Below are 15,978 nucleotides of genomic sequence, written 5' to 3' on the forward strand. Positions count from 1 at the left end.
TCAGGACACCAGGGCAAGTCTTGGCGACTCCGCGGCCTTCAATTCATGATGAACAACGCCCGGCAGATTGCCGATACGGGCGGCAAGTTCAGCTTCCACCATGAAATCACGGCCAAGGCGCACGCGCACGATGCGGCTGTCTTCAAGACGCGCCCTGAGAATGATCTCGCTCCGTCCGCCCCTGCTGTTCGCGACCAGCCTCGCGACTGCGCTGACCGCCGCTGCATCTTCAATGTCAAGCTGAAGCACAAGGCGTGCCTGATTGGAAAGTCGGGAAAAAGCCTGAACTGCTCTTATCGTGACACGCGGTGTTTCTTCTCCCGGCTGGCGCTCCAGTTCAACGGTCAGCAGCGCGCAATCCCCCTCCTTGCCGAGTTCGTCGATCTGCTTGCAGACATCCTCGTCGAAACAGCTCGCCTGAAACTGCCCGCTGCTGTCAGACAGAGTTGCCGAGACATAACGCCTGCCGCGCTTGGTATCACGCCAGCGGACCTCTTCGACCAGGGCTGCCATAACCGCTCCGGCGCGGCCTCCGTCGGCACTAGCGGGCTGGCTGCACAACAGGCCGAAGCTCTTGGCGCCGTTCGCATCGGCAATGGGGCGGAACCGGTCCACCGGATGCGCAGAGAAATAAAAGCCGAAGGCGTCCTTTTCCTGCGCCATCCGTTCCGACAGTGACCAGTCCACATTGGATGGGATCTGGATATCCGGCTGCTTCACCTCGTCAGCGCCAAAAAGTCCGCCCTGCCCACTGGTTCGGGCATCAGCGGCGCTTGCGGCAACCGCCAAAATGGTTTCGGCGGCCGCATATACCCCCGCCCGGTCGGGGTGGATGCTGTCAAAAGCGCCTCCGGCCGCCAGGCTTTCCAACTGCCGCCGGTTAAGGAGGCGCGGCTCTACGCGGTTGGCGAAATCGTCGAGGCTGCGGAACGCCCCCTTCCCATGCCGCTCAGCGACCAGGGTCTCCATCGCCTTTTCACCCACGCCCTTCAGGCCGCCCAAGGCATAGCGAACGGCAAAGCCATCTCCGTGCGGCTCGACGGAGAACTCCGCCTCGCTGGCATTGATGCAGGGGGCCAGACAGGCAAGTTCCATCCGCCGCATATCGTCCACGAAGATGCAGAGCTTGTCGGTCTGATGCATGTCGAAACACATGGATGCAGCGTAAAATTCTGCCGGATAATAAGCCTTTAGCCATGCTGTTTGATATGCGAGCAGAGCATAGGCCGCAGCATGCGACTTGTTGAAGCCATAGCCAGCGAACTTGTCGATCAAGTCGAACAGTTCATTGGCCTTGGCCGCCGGAATAGCGCTGTTTTCCGCACAGCCCTTCACAAAGCGTTCACGCTGTGCGTCCATCTCGGCCTTGATCTTCTTGCCCATGGCGCGGCGAAGAAGATCGGCGTCGCCCAGCGAATAGCCCGCCAGGATCTGCGCTGCCTGCATTACCTGTTCCTGATAGACGAAGATTCCATAGGTTTCCGAAAGAATGCCGGACAGGAGTTCATGAGGATATTCAATCACTTCCTGACCGTTCTTGCGGCGTCCGAACATCGGAATATTGTCCATCGGCCCCGGCCGGTAGAGCGAGACGAGCGCGATGATGTCCCCAAAATTTGTCGGTCGCACCTGCGCCAGCGTCTTGCGCATGCCCTCTGATTCGAGCTGGAACACGCCCACTGTGTCACCACGCTGGAGCAGTTCATAAACCGCCGGATCATCCCATTTGAGGAGATCGAGATCCACCTCAACACCGCGCTTCTTCAATAGCTGCACGCCCTTTTGCAGGACGGACAAGGTCTTGAGGCCCAGGAAGTCGAACTTCACAAGGCCAGCACCTTCGACATATTTCATGTCGAATTGCGTGACCGGCATGTCGGACCGCGGATCACGATAGAGCGGGACGAGCTTCGACAAGGGCCGGTCGCCAATCACGACGCCCGCCGCATGGGTGGAACTATGACGCGGAAAGCCCTCCAGCTTCCGGGCTAGGTCAATGAGGCGCTTGACCTGTGCGTCGCGCTGATACTCCTGCTCCAGTTCCATGACGCCGTTCATGGCGCGTTCCAGGGTCCAGGGATCGGTCGGATGATTGGGTACCAGCTTTGCGAGCCGGTCCACCTGGCCGTAGCTCATCTGCAGCACGCGGCCGGTGTCCTTCAGAACCGCCCGCGCTTTCAGCTTTCCGAAGGTGATGATCTGCGCCACATGGTCGGCGCCATATTTGTTCTGGACGTAGCGGATCACCTCGCCCCGCCGGGTTTCGCAGAAGTCGATGTCGAAATCCGGCATGGACACGCGTTCAGGGTTCAGGAAACGCTCGAACAGCAAACCAAGCGCCAGCGGATCGAGGTCAGTGATGGTAAGCGCCCAGGCGACCACCGATCCCGCGCCCGAACCACGTCCGGGCCCGACCGGAATGTCATGCTCCTTCGCCCATTTGATAAAATCGGCAACGATCAGGAAATAGCCGGGAAAGCCCATCTGGATGATGATGCCCAGCTCGAATTCCAAGCGGTCGAAATATTCCCTGCGCTTGTCGGGATCGGTAATGCCGAGCTTTTCAAGCCGCATCTCAAGCCCCGCTGTTGCGTCCGCCCGAAGCTGCCGTTCTTCTCCTTCCCGGTCACCGGCAAGGCTCGGCAGAATGGGCTTGCGCTTGGGCGCCATCACGGCGCAGCGCTGCGCCACGACCAGTGTATTGGCAAGCGCCTCGGGCAAGTCCTCGAACAGCCGCTCCATGTCCGCCGCAGGCTTCATCCAGGCATCGGGAGAGCTCTTCAGGCGATCGTCGCTGTCCACATAGGACGATTGCGCGATACAGAGCATGGTGTCGTGGGCCAAATGGAAATCCGGCTCGGCATAGCAGCAAGGATTGGTGGCGACGAGCGGCAGATCCCGCGCATATGCGAGATCGATCAGTGCTGCCTCCGCCTTTTCCTCAACCGGATCGTTGCGCCGGGCGATTTCGACATAGAGCCTGCCTGGGAACAGCACTTCAAGTTGCCCGGCATAGGCGCGGGCGGCGTCGGGCTGATCCTCGGCAAATAGCCGCGCAAGACCACCCTCTCCCGCTGCCGTCAGCGCTATGAGACCATCCGTCCGTCCCGCAAGCGCGCTGAATGACACATGCGCCTGTTCCTCGATGGGCCGTTCAAGGTGCGCCATCGATACAAGCGCGCACAGATTGTCATAGCCGGCCGCATCCTGGGCATAGAGTGCCAGCCAGTCGTAAACGGGCACGGCATTGTCAGGCCGGCCAGGCCTGGCGACGCACAGCATCGTGCCGATGACGGGCTGCACGCCGTCGCCCTTGCATGCGTCGGAAAAGGCCATTGCTGCATAAAGCCCGTTCCGGTCGGTAAGCGCAGCCGCGGGAAAGCCCAGCTTCTTCGCCTGCTTGGCGATGCCCTTCGGCTCAATCGCGCCTTCAAGCATGGTGTAAGAGGAGAAAATCCGAAGGGGGACGAAGGAGGTGTGCGGCATGGAAGGAACCTAGGGAGGGGAGGCGATTCTGGAAAGGGGAAAGGATGTCTGGCTTTTCTACCAAGCCGAATCAGTCGTTCCTGCGAAGGCAGGGACCCAGCTTTTCCGCTGTCGTTCCGAAATAGAAGCGGGGTCCCTGCCTCCCCAGGGACGACGATTTTCTTTGTTAAACATTTCAAGAGAAGCCAGTTTCACCCCTCTGGCCGCCCAGCCTCTGCAACATATCCGCACATCTCGAACACCACCGTTGCTGGATCGAGCGACAGCGGAATCGCGCTGGCGGAGAGCTGTCGCGCCTCTTCCCAGGCCTTGATCGCGGCCGGGAGCGTTGCGGCCTTTCCGGCCCTCGCTTGCGCCGCGATAAAAGCAGGTGCGCGTTCCAGAAAGGCTTCATAACGCGAGCGCCCCGCCTTGGTGGAAAGCGCGCGCGACAATGCCAGCCGTTCCTCGTTGGAGGGATCCCCATCCCGGATGATTACCTCCAAACTCTTTTCAATTCCCGCCAAATCCAGGCCCGCAAAGCTCAGCGCCTTGCCGGGGGAGCCCTCCCCAACCTTTATCAGTGTGGCAATCTCTTGCGCGACCGCCTGCGGAAGTTCCTTCCTCAAAACCGCTTCCATCTGCTTGTCATCCAAAGCAGAAAAGCGCAGCAACCGGCAGCGGGAACGGATCGTCGGCAACAGGCGCCCCGGCGCATGACTGACGAGGAGGAACAGCGTACCCGGAGGAGGCTCCTCCAGATTCTTGAGGAGCGCGTTGGCCGCCCCGCGTTCCAAGTCATCGGCCGCGTCAATGATGATCACCCGGCGGCTGGAAAGCGAAGGGGCATTGCTGAACAGACGCTGCAGCGACCGGATCTGATCGACGCCGATGTTGCGGGCGAGGTCTCCTGATTCCCGTTCGAGACGAGTGAGATATTTGAAATCTGGATGCGTTCCCGCCTCGATCAGGGAGCGGATCGGGTGCCCTCCAGCGACGAACAGCCCTTCACTGCCAGGTGGCGGCCCGGCGGCTTCGGCGAGCAGCCGGGTTGCTGCGGCGCGGGCGAAGCTGGCCTTTCCCAGCCCTTTGGGGCCCGCCAATATCCAGCCATGATGCATCCGCCCGGCATTTGCCGCCAGGAAGGCCTGCACTTGCGCCTCCTGACCCACGAGGCTGCTCATGTCAGAAGGTCCGAAAGCGCGCCCATCAGTCGCACTGTCACCGTTTCGGCACCGCCGGATGCGTCGATCAGACGAAAGCGTTGGGGCTCCAACACCGCGTAGCGTTCAAAGGCTTCAGCAACCTTCCGGTGAAAAGCCCTGTCCCGCGCGCTGAAACGGTCCGTCTCGCCCCCATCGCGCACGGCCGCCCGAACTTCGGCTTCCTTTTGCGGTAGCTTCAGGACCAGCGTGCGATCCGGCAGGAGCCCTTCGCTTCCAAAGCGATGCAGAGCCAGTATGTCGGCATCATCGAGGCCGCTGCCCTCGCTCTGATAGGCGCGGCTGCTGTCGAGGAAACGATCGCAGATCACCCATTTTCCCGCGGCCAGAGCCGGGCGGATCGTCTTTTCCACATGATCGGCCCGTGCAGCGGCAAAAAGCAGCGCTTCGGCCCGCGGATTCCAGCGGTCGCCTTCGCCCTTGAGCAGCAGCTTGCGGATCACCTCGGCCCCGGCGCTCCCACCGGGCTCCCGGGTCGTGACCACCTCAAGGCCGTGGGCCGACAGCGCGGCGGCCAATGCCTTGAGCTGGGTCGACTTCCCCGCGCCCTCTCCACCCTCCAGTGTGATGAACCGGCCGGTCACCCGAACAGCGACATGAAGCCGTTCCACAGGCGGCCGAAAATGCCGGCTTCTTCCACATCATTGGCAGCTACCAGCGGCATCACCTGCGGCGCAGTGTCGGGTGTCGACACAACAAGTTGCGCGATCTTGTCGCCTTTCTTGATCGGCGCCTTGATTGGTCCGTCATAGACCAGCTTTACCGTCATATTGGCACTTGCCCCACGCGGCAGCGTCACCGCCAGATTCTTGGGAGCGACAAGCCCGACCTCGCTTTCACTGCCGAGCTGCACAGGCGCTTTTTCGACTTCCTGCCCCTTTTTGAACAGCGGCTGCGCCTTCCAGGCACGGAAGCCCCAATCCATGAAGCGGACCGATTCAGCAATGCGGCCGCTGAAGCTATCGAGTCCCGCCACCACCATGATCAGGCGGCGGCCATTCTGTTCAGCGGAACCTGTAAAGCCATAGCCCGCTTCCTCGGTATGGCCCGTCTTCAGTCCATCCGCGCCCTCCACCCTGCCGAGCAAGGGGTTACGGTTGCCCTGTGTAATGGCGGCGCCGCCCATGGTCTTGCCCCAGGTAAATTCGCGCGTGCCGTAGAATTGCTTGTAAAGGTCCGGCGTTTCCTCAACGGTCGCCCGCGCCAGCCGGGTAAGGTCCTTCGCGGTGGTATAGGTGATACCCTCATCCGGCCAGCCATTGCTGTTTCCAAAATGGCTGTTGCTCATGCCCAGCCGCTTGGCCTCTTCATTCATCAGCGCGACGAAGGCCTGTTCCGTTCCGGCAATCCCCTCTGCCAGCACGACGCATGCATCATTTCCGGAAAGCGTCACTATGCCATGCAGCAGATTCTCGACGCTCACTTCCTCGCCCGGCGAGAGGAACATGGTGGAACCCGCCTGCGGTCCATGCCATTGCTTCCAGGTTTCAGGGCGTACCACGAATTTCTGATCCAGCTTCAACTCGCCCCTCTGGATCAAGCGAAAGGCGATATGCGTGGTCATCATCTTCGCCATGGAGGCGGGGGGCATCCGGTGGTCCGCATTTTTGGAATAGAGCACCGCACCCGACGACAAGTCCTGCATATAGGCGATCGGCGCTTCCGTATTATAGGGCGGCGCGGCCGCAGCAACGGGAGTGGCGGCCAGGGCAAGAGCAAGGACGGATGTCAGAAGGGTTTTCATTCGGTCTCTCTATGGGATTCGCAAGGCGGATTATCTGACGTCATTAGTCATAATGCGGGCATTGGAATAGCCTTTCGCTACCGCTTTCTCAACGCCATGACGTGCGGCGGCTTCGCTGGAATAGGGGCCGTATCGCACGCGCCAGAGGCCATTGCTATGCGCTACCCAGCCCCCGATCTGCGCCGCGAGGCCATCGGCCCGCTCGCGGCTGGCAAAGGCCCCCGCCTGCACGACATAAGCCCCGCGGGCCGCTGATGGCTCCGAGGACAGCGGCACGGCATAGGTCACCCCCGCATCCGGCGCCGCCGAGGCCAACTGGACGGGCGCTGCCGGCCGTTGCGGCCCACCGAGCCTCTGACGAAGCGCCGCCAGCAGCGGTTCGGGCGCGGCCAAGCGTTCTACCGCCTGCCTGCCCGCCCGCAACGCCGCACGTTCCTGCTCGTGCGGGTTGACACGGCGCACGCGCACCGGCGCAATGCCATTGCGGCGCATGCCGAGCTGCCGGGCGGCACCACTTGACAGGTCGATGACCCGGCCATTCACGAACGGACCCCGATCATTCACCCGAACCAGGATCGTCCGCCCAGTCTCCAGCGAAGTCACCTCCACATAAGAGGGCAAGGGCAAGGTCTTGTGCGCGGCCGAAATGCCCTCGGAGCGAAAATTTTCGCCATTGGCCGTCGGCTTTCCCTCATGATCGCCGCCATACCAGCTTGCATAGCCGACCTCATCATGACCGGGCACGTCGGCAGGCGTGTAGGTGATGCCGTTCACCTGATAAGGCTGGCCGATCTTCACCGGATAATCGGCTACGGGCCGCGCCGCGTTGCGCCGGGGCGGGCCGGGCAGCCGGTTGTCTCCCCTGCCATCCACCATGCCGCATCCCGCGAGCAGCATGGCCGCCCCCGGGATCAATGCCTGCCTAATCGTCCACCGCATCAGCCAGAAGCCCCACTGACAAGCCATAGAAATTCGAGCAGTTATAATCCAGGATCACACGATAATTGCTGGTCAGCAGATAGGCCGTCTTCCCCTGCCCGTCCGGCTCCAGCAGCGTCGCCATCACCGTGTCGCCCGGCCAGGCCGCGGCTAGAGGCACCAGCCCCAATTGCCGCCATTCCGCCATGCTCTTCCACATGCTGTGCCGCTCGAAAACGCGCGGGCAGCGCATGGCGGCCGTGCGGTTTGCGATCGCTTCCCGATTGAGGTTCGACGGCACCGTGACGGCTACGCCCCAGGGGACATTTCTGCGCCAGCCAGCATCGACAAAATAATTGGCGATGGAGGCGAGCGCGTCTGCCTCGCTGGACCAGATATCCGCCTTGCCATCACCATCGCCATCCTTGGCTACGCGCAGATAGACCGACGGCAGGAATTGCGGATAGCCTGTAGCCCCGGCCCAGCTTCCAACCAGCCGGGACCGCGGAACACCTTCATCCAGCATCTTCAGTGCCGCAAGCAGCTCCGGCTCGAACAGCGCCCGTCGCCGTCCTTCGAACGACAAACTCGCCAGCGACCGGACGAGATCGAAGTCCCCGATGAAGGAGCCATAATTGGTCTCATGCCCGTAAATGGCGACCATGATCGATTCAGGGACGCCGGTCTGTTGCTCGATCGCCCGCAGCTTGTCGCGATTGACCCGATAGGCGATCCTTCCCCGGCCGATCCGCTCCGCGTCGACATGCTGGAGCCGGTAGGGCTCGAAATTCGGGATAGGAGAATCAAAGGAGCCGCCCGGCTGCGTTTGATCGAGTTGAATGACGCGCGGATTGAAGGTCAGCGTCGGCAGCACATTGTCCAGCGTCGCGTCGCTCACCCCTATAGCCCGCGCCTTGGGCCGGAGCGACATAAGATAAGCCTGAAACCCCGCCACCTCCTGAACCTGAACCTGTGGCGCCGGCACGCTCATCGGCACCTGGGCGGAGGTCGACGTGCCCATCAGCAAGGCGGCTATCGCAAGAAATCGCATATCCCTGACCTGCATATTCTTGTTTAATCAAAATGCTGCTCATGGTTGTGACACAGACCGCCCGGCAGGTGAATCCCCTTTATGGGAATTTTGCCCTTCCGATTTGCCAACATCGCCGATAAGAGGTCTGACCCGCCGGCAGGCGCGGACAGGTGGCCGAGTGGTTTAAGGCAGCGGTCTTGAAAACCGCCGTGGGTGCAAGCCCACCGTGGGTTCGAATCCCACCCTGTCCGCCAATCTCATGGGGCGCAAGGCATGACGAAGCATATCTTAGATGAGTTTGAAGACCGCGCACGTGCGGGAGACGGTCAGTTTGCTATCGCCTATGCGGTTCTTCGGATGGCTGAAAGCCACGAGAAACTACGCGGCGACCTTTGCTTCGGTCGCACCCAGACATCACCGCCAGGCGTACTTGAAAAGATCGGCATGGAAATGGCTGAGCTTGCCTCTGCCGTGAAAAATCTTGACCTCAGCTCATAGCGGCGCCCCGCACCCGCAAGCGGTGGACGTCCAACAAACTTGAAAACCGCCTCGGGTGCAAGCCCACCCGGTCGCCACTTCGCCTGCACTTTGCGGGAGCATTATCCTTGAAACGGCGCAAGGCACAGCCTGACCCGCCCGCTTTTTCGCCTCATTTCCACAACAGCGCTTGACGCTGGGGCACCCCCGCCATTATGTGCCTCCTCCGCGCTGGTCATCTTTCGGCCTGGCGCTTTGTGGCGATCGTAGCTCAGTTGGTTAGAGCGCTGGTTTGTGGTACCAGAGGTCGCGGGTTCGGATCCCGTCGATCGCCCCATTTTCCCGGCATTGAGCAATATGGGGCTGGCCTTCTCAGGCTAATAAGATTACTATCCCCCGCAATATTATTGCGAGGAACGAAGTAATGCCTGCTCTCTGGGACCTGCCCGATTTTGACGACCATGAGGGCGTCCACCTCTTTCGAGATCCCAATGCCGGTCTCACCGCGATCATTGCGGTTCACTCCACCTATCTTGGCCCGGCGGCGGGCGGCGTTCGCTTCTGGCATTATTCGGACAAGAATGCAGCGATCACCGACGCTCTCCGCCTGTCGCGCGGCATGAGCTACAAGAACGCCATGGCCGGGCTTCCGATGGGGGGCGGCAAGGGCGTCATACTGGCGAGCGAGGACCGGAAGAAAACGCAGGATCTGCTCGCTGCCTTCGCCGAGGCGGTCGAGTCGCTTGGCGGACGCTACATCACCGCGCAGGACGTCGGCATCAGCGAAGCGGACATGATCGCCATCTCGCAATCCACCAGCTATGTCTCTGGCCTGCCGCCGAAGGATGGCGGCGCTGGTGGGGACCCGGGCCCCTCCACGGCTTATGGCGTTTTCCTTGGGGTGAAGGCAGCGATCAAATACCGGCTGGGCACCGATAGCGCGAAGGATGTCCGCATCGCCATTCAGGGCGTCGGCAGCGTCGGCGGCGGCCTCGCGCGCTATCTTGCGGCGGAGGGCGCCAGGCTGACCATCACCGACGTCAATGCTGATCGCGCCAAGGCGATGGCAAAGGAAATCGGAGCAACCGCTGTCGCCCCCGAGCAGATCATGGAGACCGATGCGGACGTCTTCAGTCCCAATGCCCTGGGTGCAGTCATCAACAAGGACAGCATCGACCAGATCAAGGCCCGCATCATCGCGGGAGGCGCGAACAATCAGCTCGCGACTCGCGCAGACGGGGAAAGGGTGCTTGACCGCGGCATTCTCTATGCCCCCGACTATGTCATCAATGCGGGCGGCATCATCAATGTTGCGCTCGAATATCTCGGCCAAGGCGACCGGGCAGAGGTGAACAGCCGCATCGAACAGATTCCCGGTCGCCTTACCGGCATCTGGCAGGAAAGCGAAAACAGCGGCGTTCCGGCCTCTGACGTTGCCGATGCCATGGCGAAAAAATTGATCGGAAGAGGCTGAGACAAAGCGTTTCCTCTTCATTCGTTCATTCCCGGTTCGCCGCGAGCGCAGTCCAGGGACATCGCTGGACGCAAATGTGTCTCGACTTCGCTCGACACGAACGGAAATAGAGGGGCGACCGAACTTGGCTGGCTAAACTCCCTGCATGTTGCGGCTCTCCTGTGGCATCCGCACTGTCAGGCTTTCCAGCCAATCCTCAAGCCTGATCTGACAGGACAAGCGGCTGGTCCGGGTAGCCCCGGCTGCCAGGTCCAGCATGTCTTCTTCGCTTTCACTTGCCTGCGGCAGTTTGCCAAAATCCTCAGGGTCCACGATGACATGGCAGGTCGAACAGGCCATCTGTCCTTCGCAGGTGCCTTCCAAAGGCTGCCCATGTGCTTGCGCCACGTCCAGCAGGCATTCGCCCGCCGGAGCATCCACGATCGTCCGGTCCTGCCCGTCAGCACTGATGAAGGTCACTCTGGTCATATCTATTGCCGATCCGCCGCCATGTTGATCGCCGCTGCGGCCTCTTCCAATTCGTCCAATGTCGTATAGCGGCCAAAGCCGATCCTGATAGAGGAACGCGCCGCTTTTTCGCCAATCCCCAGCGCACGCAACACATGGCTGGATCGCCCCGACCCGCTCGCACAGGCGCTGCCGAGCGAAAATGCGATATCCCGGCATTCCGACATGAGACGCCCCGCGTCCAGCCCCTCTCGGCGGATATTCAGATTGCCATGGTAGCGGCGGGCGGTGGAGCCGTTGATGTTCCAGCCGGCGAACAACTCCACTGCCCGTTCCCAAAGCGCGCCGACATGGACAGCGTCCGTCTCGAACCTTTCCCGCATCAGCTTTGCGGCCTGGCCAAATCCCACGCAGAGCCCCGGCGAAAGCGTTCCCGACCGCATGCCCTGTTCCTGTCCGCCTCCGAACATCAGCGGCGGCAGATCAAGTCCGTCGCGCAGCCACAAGGCGCCGATACCCTTTGGTCCGTAAATCTTGTGCCCGCTGATCGCGATCATGTCCGCCACCGGAGGCAGCGGCACCCGGCCATAGCCTTGCACGGCATCGCACAGGAAGAGCGCCCCCGCCTCTTCCGCAAGATCATAGAGCGTGCCCACCGGATGAATGACCCCGATCTCATTATTGACCAGCATAGCCGCCACTAAAGCAGTGCGTGCATCAATTGCCGCTCTCGCGCGCTCCAGGTTCACCAGTCCGTCGGGTTCAACAGGCAGCAATATGGCCTCGAACCCCTGATCCTCCAAAGCGAGCACGGTATCGCGAACAGCAGCATGCTCGGTGTCGATCGTGACAATGCGGGTGCGCCCAGCATCCCTCGCCCGCATCAGTCTGGCTCCACCGAAAAGCCCCATATTGATGGCCTCGGTAGCGCCCGACGTGAACACCAGTTTCCCATGATTGCCGAGCAGTTGCAGCACTTGCCCTCGCGCCGTCTCCACCGCAGCCGCAGCCGCACGGCCAGGCCGGTGCGCGCTGTGCGGATTGGCGAACTGGTCGCGCAGCCAGGGCAGCATTGCCTCGAAAACTTCGGGCGCAAGGGGCGTCGTTGCCTGATAGTCGAGATAGATCGGCCGCCCCATCAGCTTCGCGCCCTGCCGAATATATCTGTCCAGGCGCCAATGAACCGCTCGACATCGGCAGCGCTGGTCGTAGCGCCAAAGCTTACCCGTATGATCTCTCCCGCCGCCCTTGCGTCCCATCCCATGGCGGTCAGCACATGGCTGGCCTTGATGGTTCCCGATGAACAGGCGCTGCCTGCGGATACGGATATGCCCACCATGTCGAACTGGATAAGCTGCGCCGAAGAGGCAACCCCCGGCATGCGATAGCTGGCGATGGCGGGCGAGCGCGGGCTGTCCTTGGCAACCACCTCTCCCCCCGCATTCTCAATGGCGGCGTCGAGCATTTTCCGCAGGCTGCGAGCCTCTTCCATCCAGCCCTGTCCCATCTCCAACGCAGCGGCCATCGCAAGGATGCCCGGCAGGTTTTCTGTCCCCGCGCGATAGCCCTGCTCCTGTCCTCCGCTGGGGTGAAGCAGCGTCAGATCCTTCACCATCAGGGCGCCGACGCCCGGGGGGCCGCCAAATTTATGGGCGCTCACCGCGATCATATCGGCGTCGGGCAGCGGCAGCTTCCCCGCCGACTGGGCGCAATCGGCAAAGAGAATGGCGCCTTGCATGCGTGCCTTTTGGCCGATCTCCGCCAGCGGCTGGATCACTCCAGTCTCATTATTGACGTGCTGGACCACCCAGAGGCCGGGACCGTCAGGCAGGAAGCCCAGTACCCCCCCGGCATCCACGGCCAATCGTTCGGCGCTCTTCGTCACTCGGAGCACCGCGTCATGTTCGATCGGCGATGTTGCGACGCGGTCAGCTTTCGTCCTGCCCAGACCGATGGCGATTGCTTCGGTCGCCCCGCTGGTGAAGATGACATGCCCGTCCCAGGCAAGCGCCTTCCTGATCCGCTCCCTCGCCTCTTCCAGAGCAGCGCGAGCCGCGCGGCCATTTGCATGCGGAGAGGATGGATTGGCCCAGATTTCCAGCCCGCGCTGCACCGCCGCCCGCGCCTCCGGCAGGACGGGCGTGGTGGCAGCATGATCAAGGTAGAGGCGTTCTGACACCTGCAAAACTCATTTATTGCGAAACGAAACCGAATTTCTATATAGGGCATAACTTCGCGCGCGCACCCCAAAGCTTGGGCCGAGGTGCCGGCGCACACATTTTGCCAGTAAGGTTCTAATGCCCGCAGTCATTTTCCCTGGTCCCGAAGGCCGCCTTGAAGGCCGCTTCAGCCCCGCCCCTCGCGCTCGCGCCCCCGTGGCGATGATCCTGCACCCGCATCCGCAGGGTGGAGGAACGATGAACGACCGCATTACCCAGGCGCTCTACAAGACATTCCAGCGCCGGGGATTTGCTACTCTGCGCTTCAATTTCCGCGGCGTTGGAAGAAGCCAGGGCACGTTCGACAATGGCGTGGGGGAGCTTTCGGACGCTGCCGCCGCCCTGGACTGGGTACAGAGCTTCCATCCTGAAGCGCAGACCACCTGGATTGCCGGATTCAGCTTCGGCGCGTGGATCGGCATGCAGCTTCTGATGCGGCGGCCGGAAATCCGCGGCTTCATTTCGGTCGCTCCGCCCGCGAACATGTATGACTTCAGCTTTCTCGCCCCCTGCCCTTCTTCCGGGATCATCGTCCAGGGCGCCTCGGATGAGGTTGTGACGGCCGGCGCCGTGCAAAAGCTGGTGGACAAGTTGCGCACCCAAAAGCACATCACCATCCACCACGACGAAATCCCGCGCGCCAATCATTTCTTCGAACATGAACTCGAACAGTTGATGAAGTCGGTGGACAATTATCTCGACATGCGGCTGGCGCCGGATTCGCCGATCAAATAAAGCACCGCTGCCGCTTGATCCAATCTTCGTCATTCCAGCAAAAAGCGGGAACCCAACTCATCACGATCCCTTGCCTTGCGCCAAGAGGGACAGAAGGGTTCCCGCTTTCGCGAAAATGACGGGGATTAGCCGCCCTTCACCGGCACCAGCCAGACCGCCACATTGGCGAACATGACAAGCGCCGCGATCAGCATGAGCAGCCCGCGCTTCTGGTCCCGCCGTTTGAAAATCATCCAAAGGCCGCCGCCCAGCAGCATCAGGCCCGCCAGCATGATGATTGAAAGTACAAGGTCGCTCACGAAAATCCTCCGTTGCGGCCGCCGATAGGGCCGCTTGTAGCCGCAAAGCAATATATATTGCGCAAATATGACGCAGCGCCGCAATGGGTGGTGGCCTTTCGCCGCCACTGATACTATGAGCCGCGCGAGACCCGACTCTCCTTTTGGACACAGGATCGCCACCATGCGCATCGCCATCGCTTCCGATCACGCGGCCGTTGAGCTGAAGTCTACCCTCATCCAATGGCTTCGCGACCAGGAGCATGAGGTCGACGACCTTGGGCCCGAAGGCGCGGACAGCGTCGATTATCCCGATTACGGCTATAAGCTGGCCAAAGCCATCGCAACGGGCTCGGCGGATCGCGGTATTGCTCTTTGCGGATCGGGCATCGGCATTTCGATTGCCATCAACCGCAATCCCGCCTGCCGCTGCGCGCTGGTGTCGGAGCCGCTTTCCGCGCTTCTTGCCCGTGAACATAATGACGCGAATGTGCTCGCCATGGGCGCTCGCCTTGTGGGCATTGAAATGGCCAAGGCTTGCATCGGCGCCTTCCTCAACACAGGTTTCGGCGGCGAACGGCACCAGCGCCGCGTCGACAAACTCTCCAATCCCGCGCTCTGATCCCGAAAGGACCTCCCAAGCATGAGCTCAGCCCCTGTTGCAAACGCTGCCAATGACATCCGTGCGGAAGGTTTCTTTTCCCGCGGCCTGGCGGATTCCGATTCCGAAGTCTTCGAGGCGATCCGGGGGGAACTGAAGCGCCAGCAGGACAAGATCGAACTGATCGCTTCGGAGAATATCGCCTCAAAGGCGGTACTTGAGGCGCAGGGTTCGATCCTCACCAACAAATATGCGGAAGGTTATCCCGGCAAGCGCTATTATGGCGGCTGCGAATATGTGGACGTAATCGAGACGCTGGCGATCGAGCGCGCCAAGCAGCTCTTCGGTTGCAATTTTGCCAATGTTCAACCCAATTCCGGCAGCCAGATGAACCAGGCGGTGTTCCTGGCGCTTCTGCAGCCCGGCGACAGCTTCATGGGCCTCGATCTTGCGGCGGGCGGACACCTGACCCACGGATCGCCCGTCAACATGTCGGGCAAATGGTTCAAGCCGGTCCCCTATGGCGTGCGGCAGGACGACCATCTCATTGATATGGATGAAGTCGCCCGCATCGCGCGGGAGAACAAGCCAAAGCTCATCATCTGCGGCGGCACCGCCTATTCGCGCATCTGGGATTTCAAGCGTTTCCGCGAGATCGCCGATGAAGTGGGCGCCTATCTGCTCGCCGACATGTCGCATTTCTCCGGCCTCGTGGCTGGTGGCGCTCATCCGAGCCCGGTCCCTTATGCCCATGTCACCACCACCACGACCCACAAGTCGCTTCGCGGTCCCCGCAGCGGCGTCATCCTCTGCAACGATGAGGCCATTGCGAAGAAGCTCAACAGCGCGATCTTCCCCGGCCTTCAGGGCGGCCCCCTGATGCACATCATCGCCGCCAAGGCTGTGGCCTTCAAGGAAGCTCTTCAGCCCGAGTTCAAGGCTTATGCACATCAGGTCGTGGCCAATGCGCGGGCGCTCGCCGAAACACTGCAAAAGGAAGGCGTAAGCATCGTCTCGGGCGGCACCGACAACCATCTGATGCTCGTCGATCTGCGTTCGAAGAACACGACGGGCAAGGCAGCGGAAAAGGCTCTCGACCGCGCTTTCATCACCTGCAACAAGAATAATGTGCCGTTCGATACCGCCAGCCCCTTTGTCACCTCCGGCATTCGCCTTGGCGCTCCGGCGGGCACCACGCGGGGCTTTGGCGAGGCGGAGTTTCGCGAGATCGGCAGCCTGATCGCGCAGGTCGTGGAAGGCCTGCGGCGTAATGGCGAGGAAGGCGACGGCCAAGTGGAGGCCCATGTGCGCGAACGGGTCCTGGCTCTGACCGCACGCTTCCCGATCTACCCGGAGGTCTGATC

The 15,978-nt window shown here is 61.5% G+C and carries 15 protein-coding genes and 2 tRNA genes; 7 read left to right on the plus strand and 10 right to left on the minus strand.

Features of this window, described 5'->3' with window-relative positions:
* From dnaE to VJS46_RS02570, 6 genes are all read right to left on the minus strand, one after another.
* A complete protein-coding gene (gene dnaE / locus VJS46_RS02545) occupies window positions 1-3,486 on the minus strand; it encodes a DNA polymerase III subunit alpha (protein ID WP_324057776.1) in 3,486 nt (1,161 codons plus the stop codon).
* 191 nt (window positions 3,487-3,677) lie between these two features.
* Window positions 3,678-4,649 (minus strand): AAA family ATPase, encoded by a 972-nt coding sequence (locus VJS46_RS02550; protein ID WP_324057777.1) that lies wholly within the window; start codon window positions 4,647-4,649, stop codon window positions 3,678-3,680.
* Complete coding sequence (gene tmk / locus VJS46_RS02555; RefSeq protein WP_324057778.1) at window positions 4,646-5,299, minus strand: dTMP kinase; 654 nt, start codon at window positions 5,297-5,299, stop codon at window positions 4,646-4,648. Before tmk ends, VJS46_RS02550 begins: the two co-directional genes overlap by 4 nt.
* Entirely contained in the window at window positions 5,269-6,432 is a 1,164-nt protein-coding gene (locus VJS46_RS02560) for a D-alanyl-D-alanine carboxypeptidase family protein (RefSeq protein ID WP_324057779.1), read from the minus strand. Before VJS46_RS02560 ends, tmk begins: the two co-directional genes overlap by 31 nt.
* A gap of 30 nt (window positions 6,433-6,462) precedes the next feature.
* Window positions 6,463-7,371, minus strand: coding sequence for a septal ring lytic transglycosylase RlpA family protein (locus VJS46_RS02565; RefSeq protein WP_324057780.1), 909 nt, complete (start codon window positions 7,369-7,371; stop codon window positions 6,463-6,465).
* On the minus strand, window positions 7,355-8,371 hold the full coding sequence (locus VJS46_RS02570; protein ID WP_414707957.1) for a lytic murein transglycosylase: 1,017 nt from the start codon (window positions 8,369-8,371) through the stop codon (window positions 7,355-7,357). Before VJS46_RS02570 ends, VJS46_RS02565 begins: the two co-directional genes overlap by 17 nt.
* Window positions 8,372-8,547: 176 nt before the next feature.
* Here VJS46_RS02570 and VJS46_RS02575 point away from each other — a divergent pair.
* The 4 genes from VJS46_RS02575 to VJS46_RS02590 all read left to right on the plus strand — a co-directional run bounded on the left by VJS46_RS02575 (window position 8,548) and on the right by VJS46_RS02590 (window position 10,334).
* Window positions 8,548-8,637, plus strand: a tRNA-Ser gene (locus VJS46_RS02575).
* 19 nt (window positions 8,638-8,656) lie between these two features.
* A complete protein-coding gene (locus tag VJS46_RS02580; RefSeq protein ID WP_324057781.1) occupies window positions 8,657-8,881 on the plus strand; it encodes a hypothetical protein in 225 nt (74 codons plus the stop codon).
* Between the two features lie 239 nt (window positions 8,882-9,120).
* Window positions 9,121-9,197: transfer RNA gene (locus tag VJS46_RS02585), tRNA-His, on the plus strand.
* Between the two features lie 87 nt (window positions 9,198-9,284).
* The gene (locus VJS46_RS02590; protein ID WP_324057782.1) at window positions 9,285-10,334 is read left to right on the plus strand and encodes a Leu/Phe/Val dehydrogenase; all 1,050 of its coding nucleotides are present in this window, start codon (window positions 9,285-9,287) and stop codon (window positions 10,332-10,334) included.
* 132 nt (window positions 10,335-10,466) lie between these two features.
* Here VJS46_RS02590 and VJS46_RS02595 read toward each other — a convergent pair whose 3' ends face one another.
* The 3 genes from VJS46_RS02595 to VJS46_RS02605 are packed head-to-tail and all read right to left on the minus strand — an operon-like array spanning window position 10,467 to window position 12,966.
* Window positions 10,467-10,802, minus strand: coding sequence for a 2Fe-2S iron-sulfur cluster-binding protein (locus VJS46_RS02595; protein WP_324057783.1), 336 nt, complete (start codon window positions 10,800-10,802; stop codon window positions 10,467-10,469).
* Between the two features lie 2 nt (window positions 10,803-10,804).
* Window positions 10,805-11,920 carry a cysteine desulfurase family protein gene (locus VJS46_RS02600; protein ID WP_324057784.1) on the minus strand — a complete coding sequence of 372 codons (1,116 nt, stop codon included), beginning with the start codon at window positions 11,918-11,920 and terminating at the stop codon, window positions 10,805-10,807.
* Complete coding sequence (locus VJS46_RS02605; protein WP_414707955.1) at window positions 11,920-12,966, minus strand: cysteine desulfurase family protein; 1,047 nt, start codon at window positions 12,964-12,966, stop codon at window positions 11,920-11,922. The genes VJS46_RS02600 and VJS46_RS02605 overlap by 1 nt, the downstream gene beginning before the upstream one ends.
* A 112-nt stretch (window positions 12,967-13,078) precedes the next feature.
* On the opposite strand from VJS46_RS02605, the gene VJS46_RS02610 reads away from it, so the two are divergent.
* Window positions 13,079-13,735 (plus strand): alpha/beta hydrolase, encoded by a 657-nt coding sequence (locus VJS46_RS02610; RefSeq protein ID WP_324057786.1) that lies wholly within the window; start codon window positions 13,079-13,081, stop codon window positions 13,733-13,735.
* Window positions 13,736-13,860: 125 nt separating this feature from the next.
* On the opposite strand, the gene VJS46_RS02615 is transcribed toward VJS46_RS02610, so the two are convergent.
* Window positions 13,861-14,034 (minus strand): LPXTG cell wall anchor domain-containing protein, encoded by a 174-nt coding sequence (locus VJS46_RS02615; protein ID WP_324057787.1) that lies wholly within the window; start codon window positions 14,032-14,034, stop codon window positions 13,861-13,863.
* 163 nt (window positions 14,035-14,197) lie between these two features.
* Here VJS46_RS02615 and rpiB point away from each other — a divergent pair, with 163 nt between their 5' ends.
* Both rpiB and glyA read left to right on the plus strand, forming a co-directional pair.
* Window positions 14,198-14,635, plus strand: coding sequence for a ribose 5-phosphate isomerase B (gene rpiB, locus VJS46_RS02620; RefSeq protein WP_324057788.1), 438 nt, complete (start codon window positions 14,198-14,200; stop codon window positions 14,633-14,635).
* Window positions 14,636-14,656: 21 nt separating this feature from the next.
* Window positions 14,657-15,976, plus strand: a complete 1,320-nt coding sequence (gene glyA, locus VJS46_RS02625) for a serine hydroxymethyltransferase (RefSeq protein ID WP_324057789.1) — start codon at window positions 14,657-14,659, stop codon at window positions 15,974-15,976.
* The last annotated feature ends 2 nt before the right edge of the window (window positions 15,977-15,978 follow it).

It is taken from the genome of Rhizorhapis sp., assembly GCF_035276005.1.
Classification (GTDB): domain Bacteria; phylum Pseudomonadota; class Alphaproteobacteria; order Sphingomonadales; family Sphingomonadaceae; genus Rhizorhapis.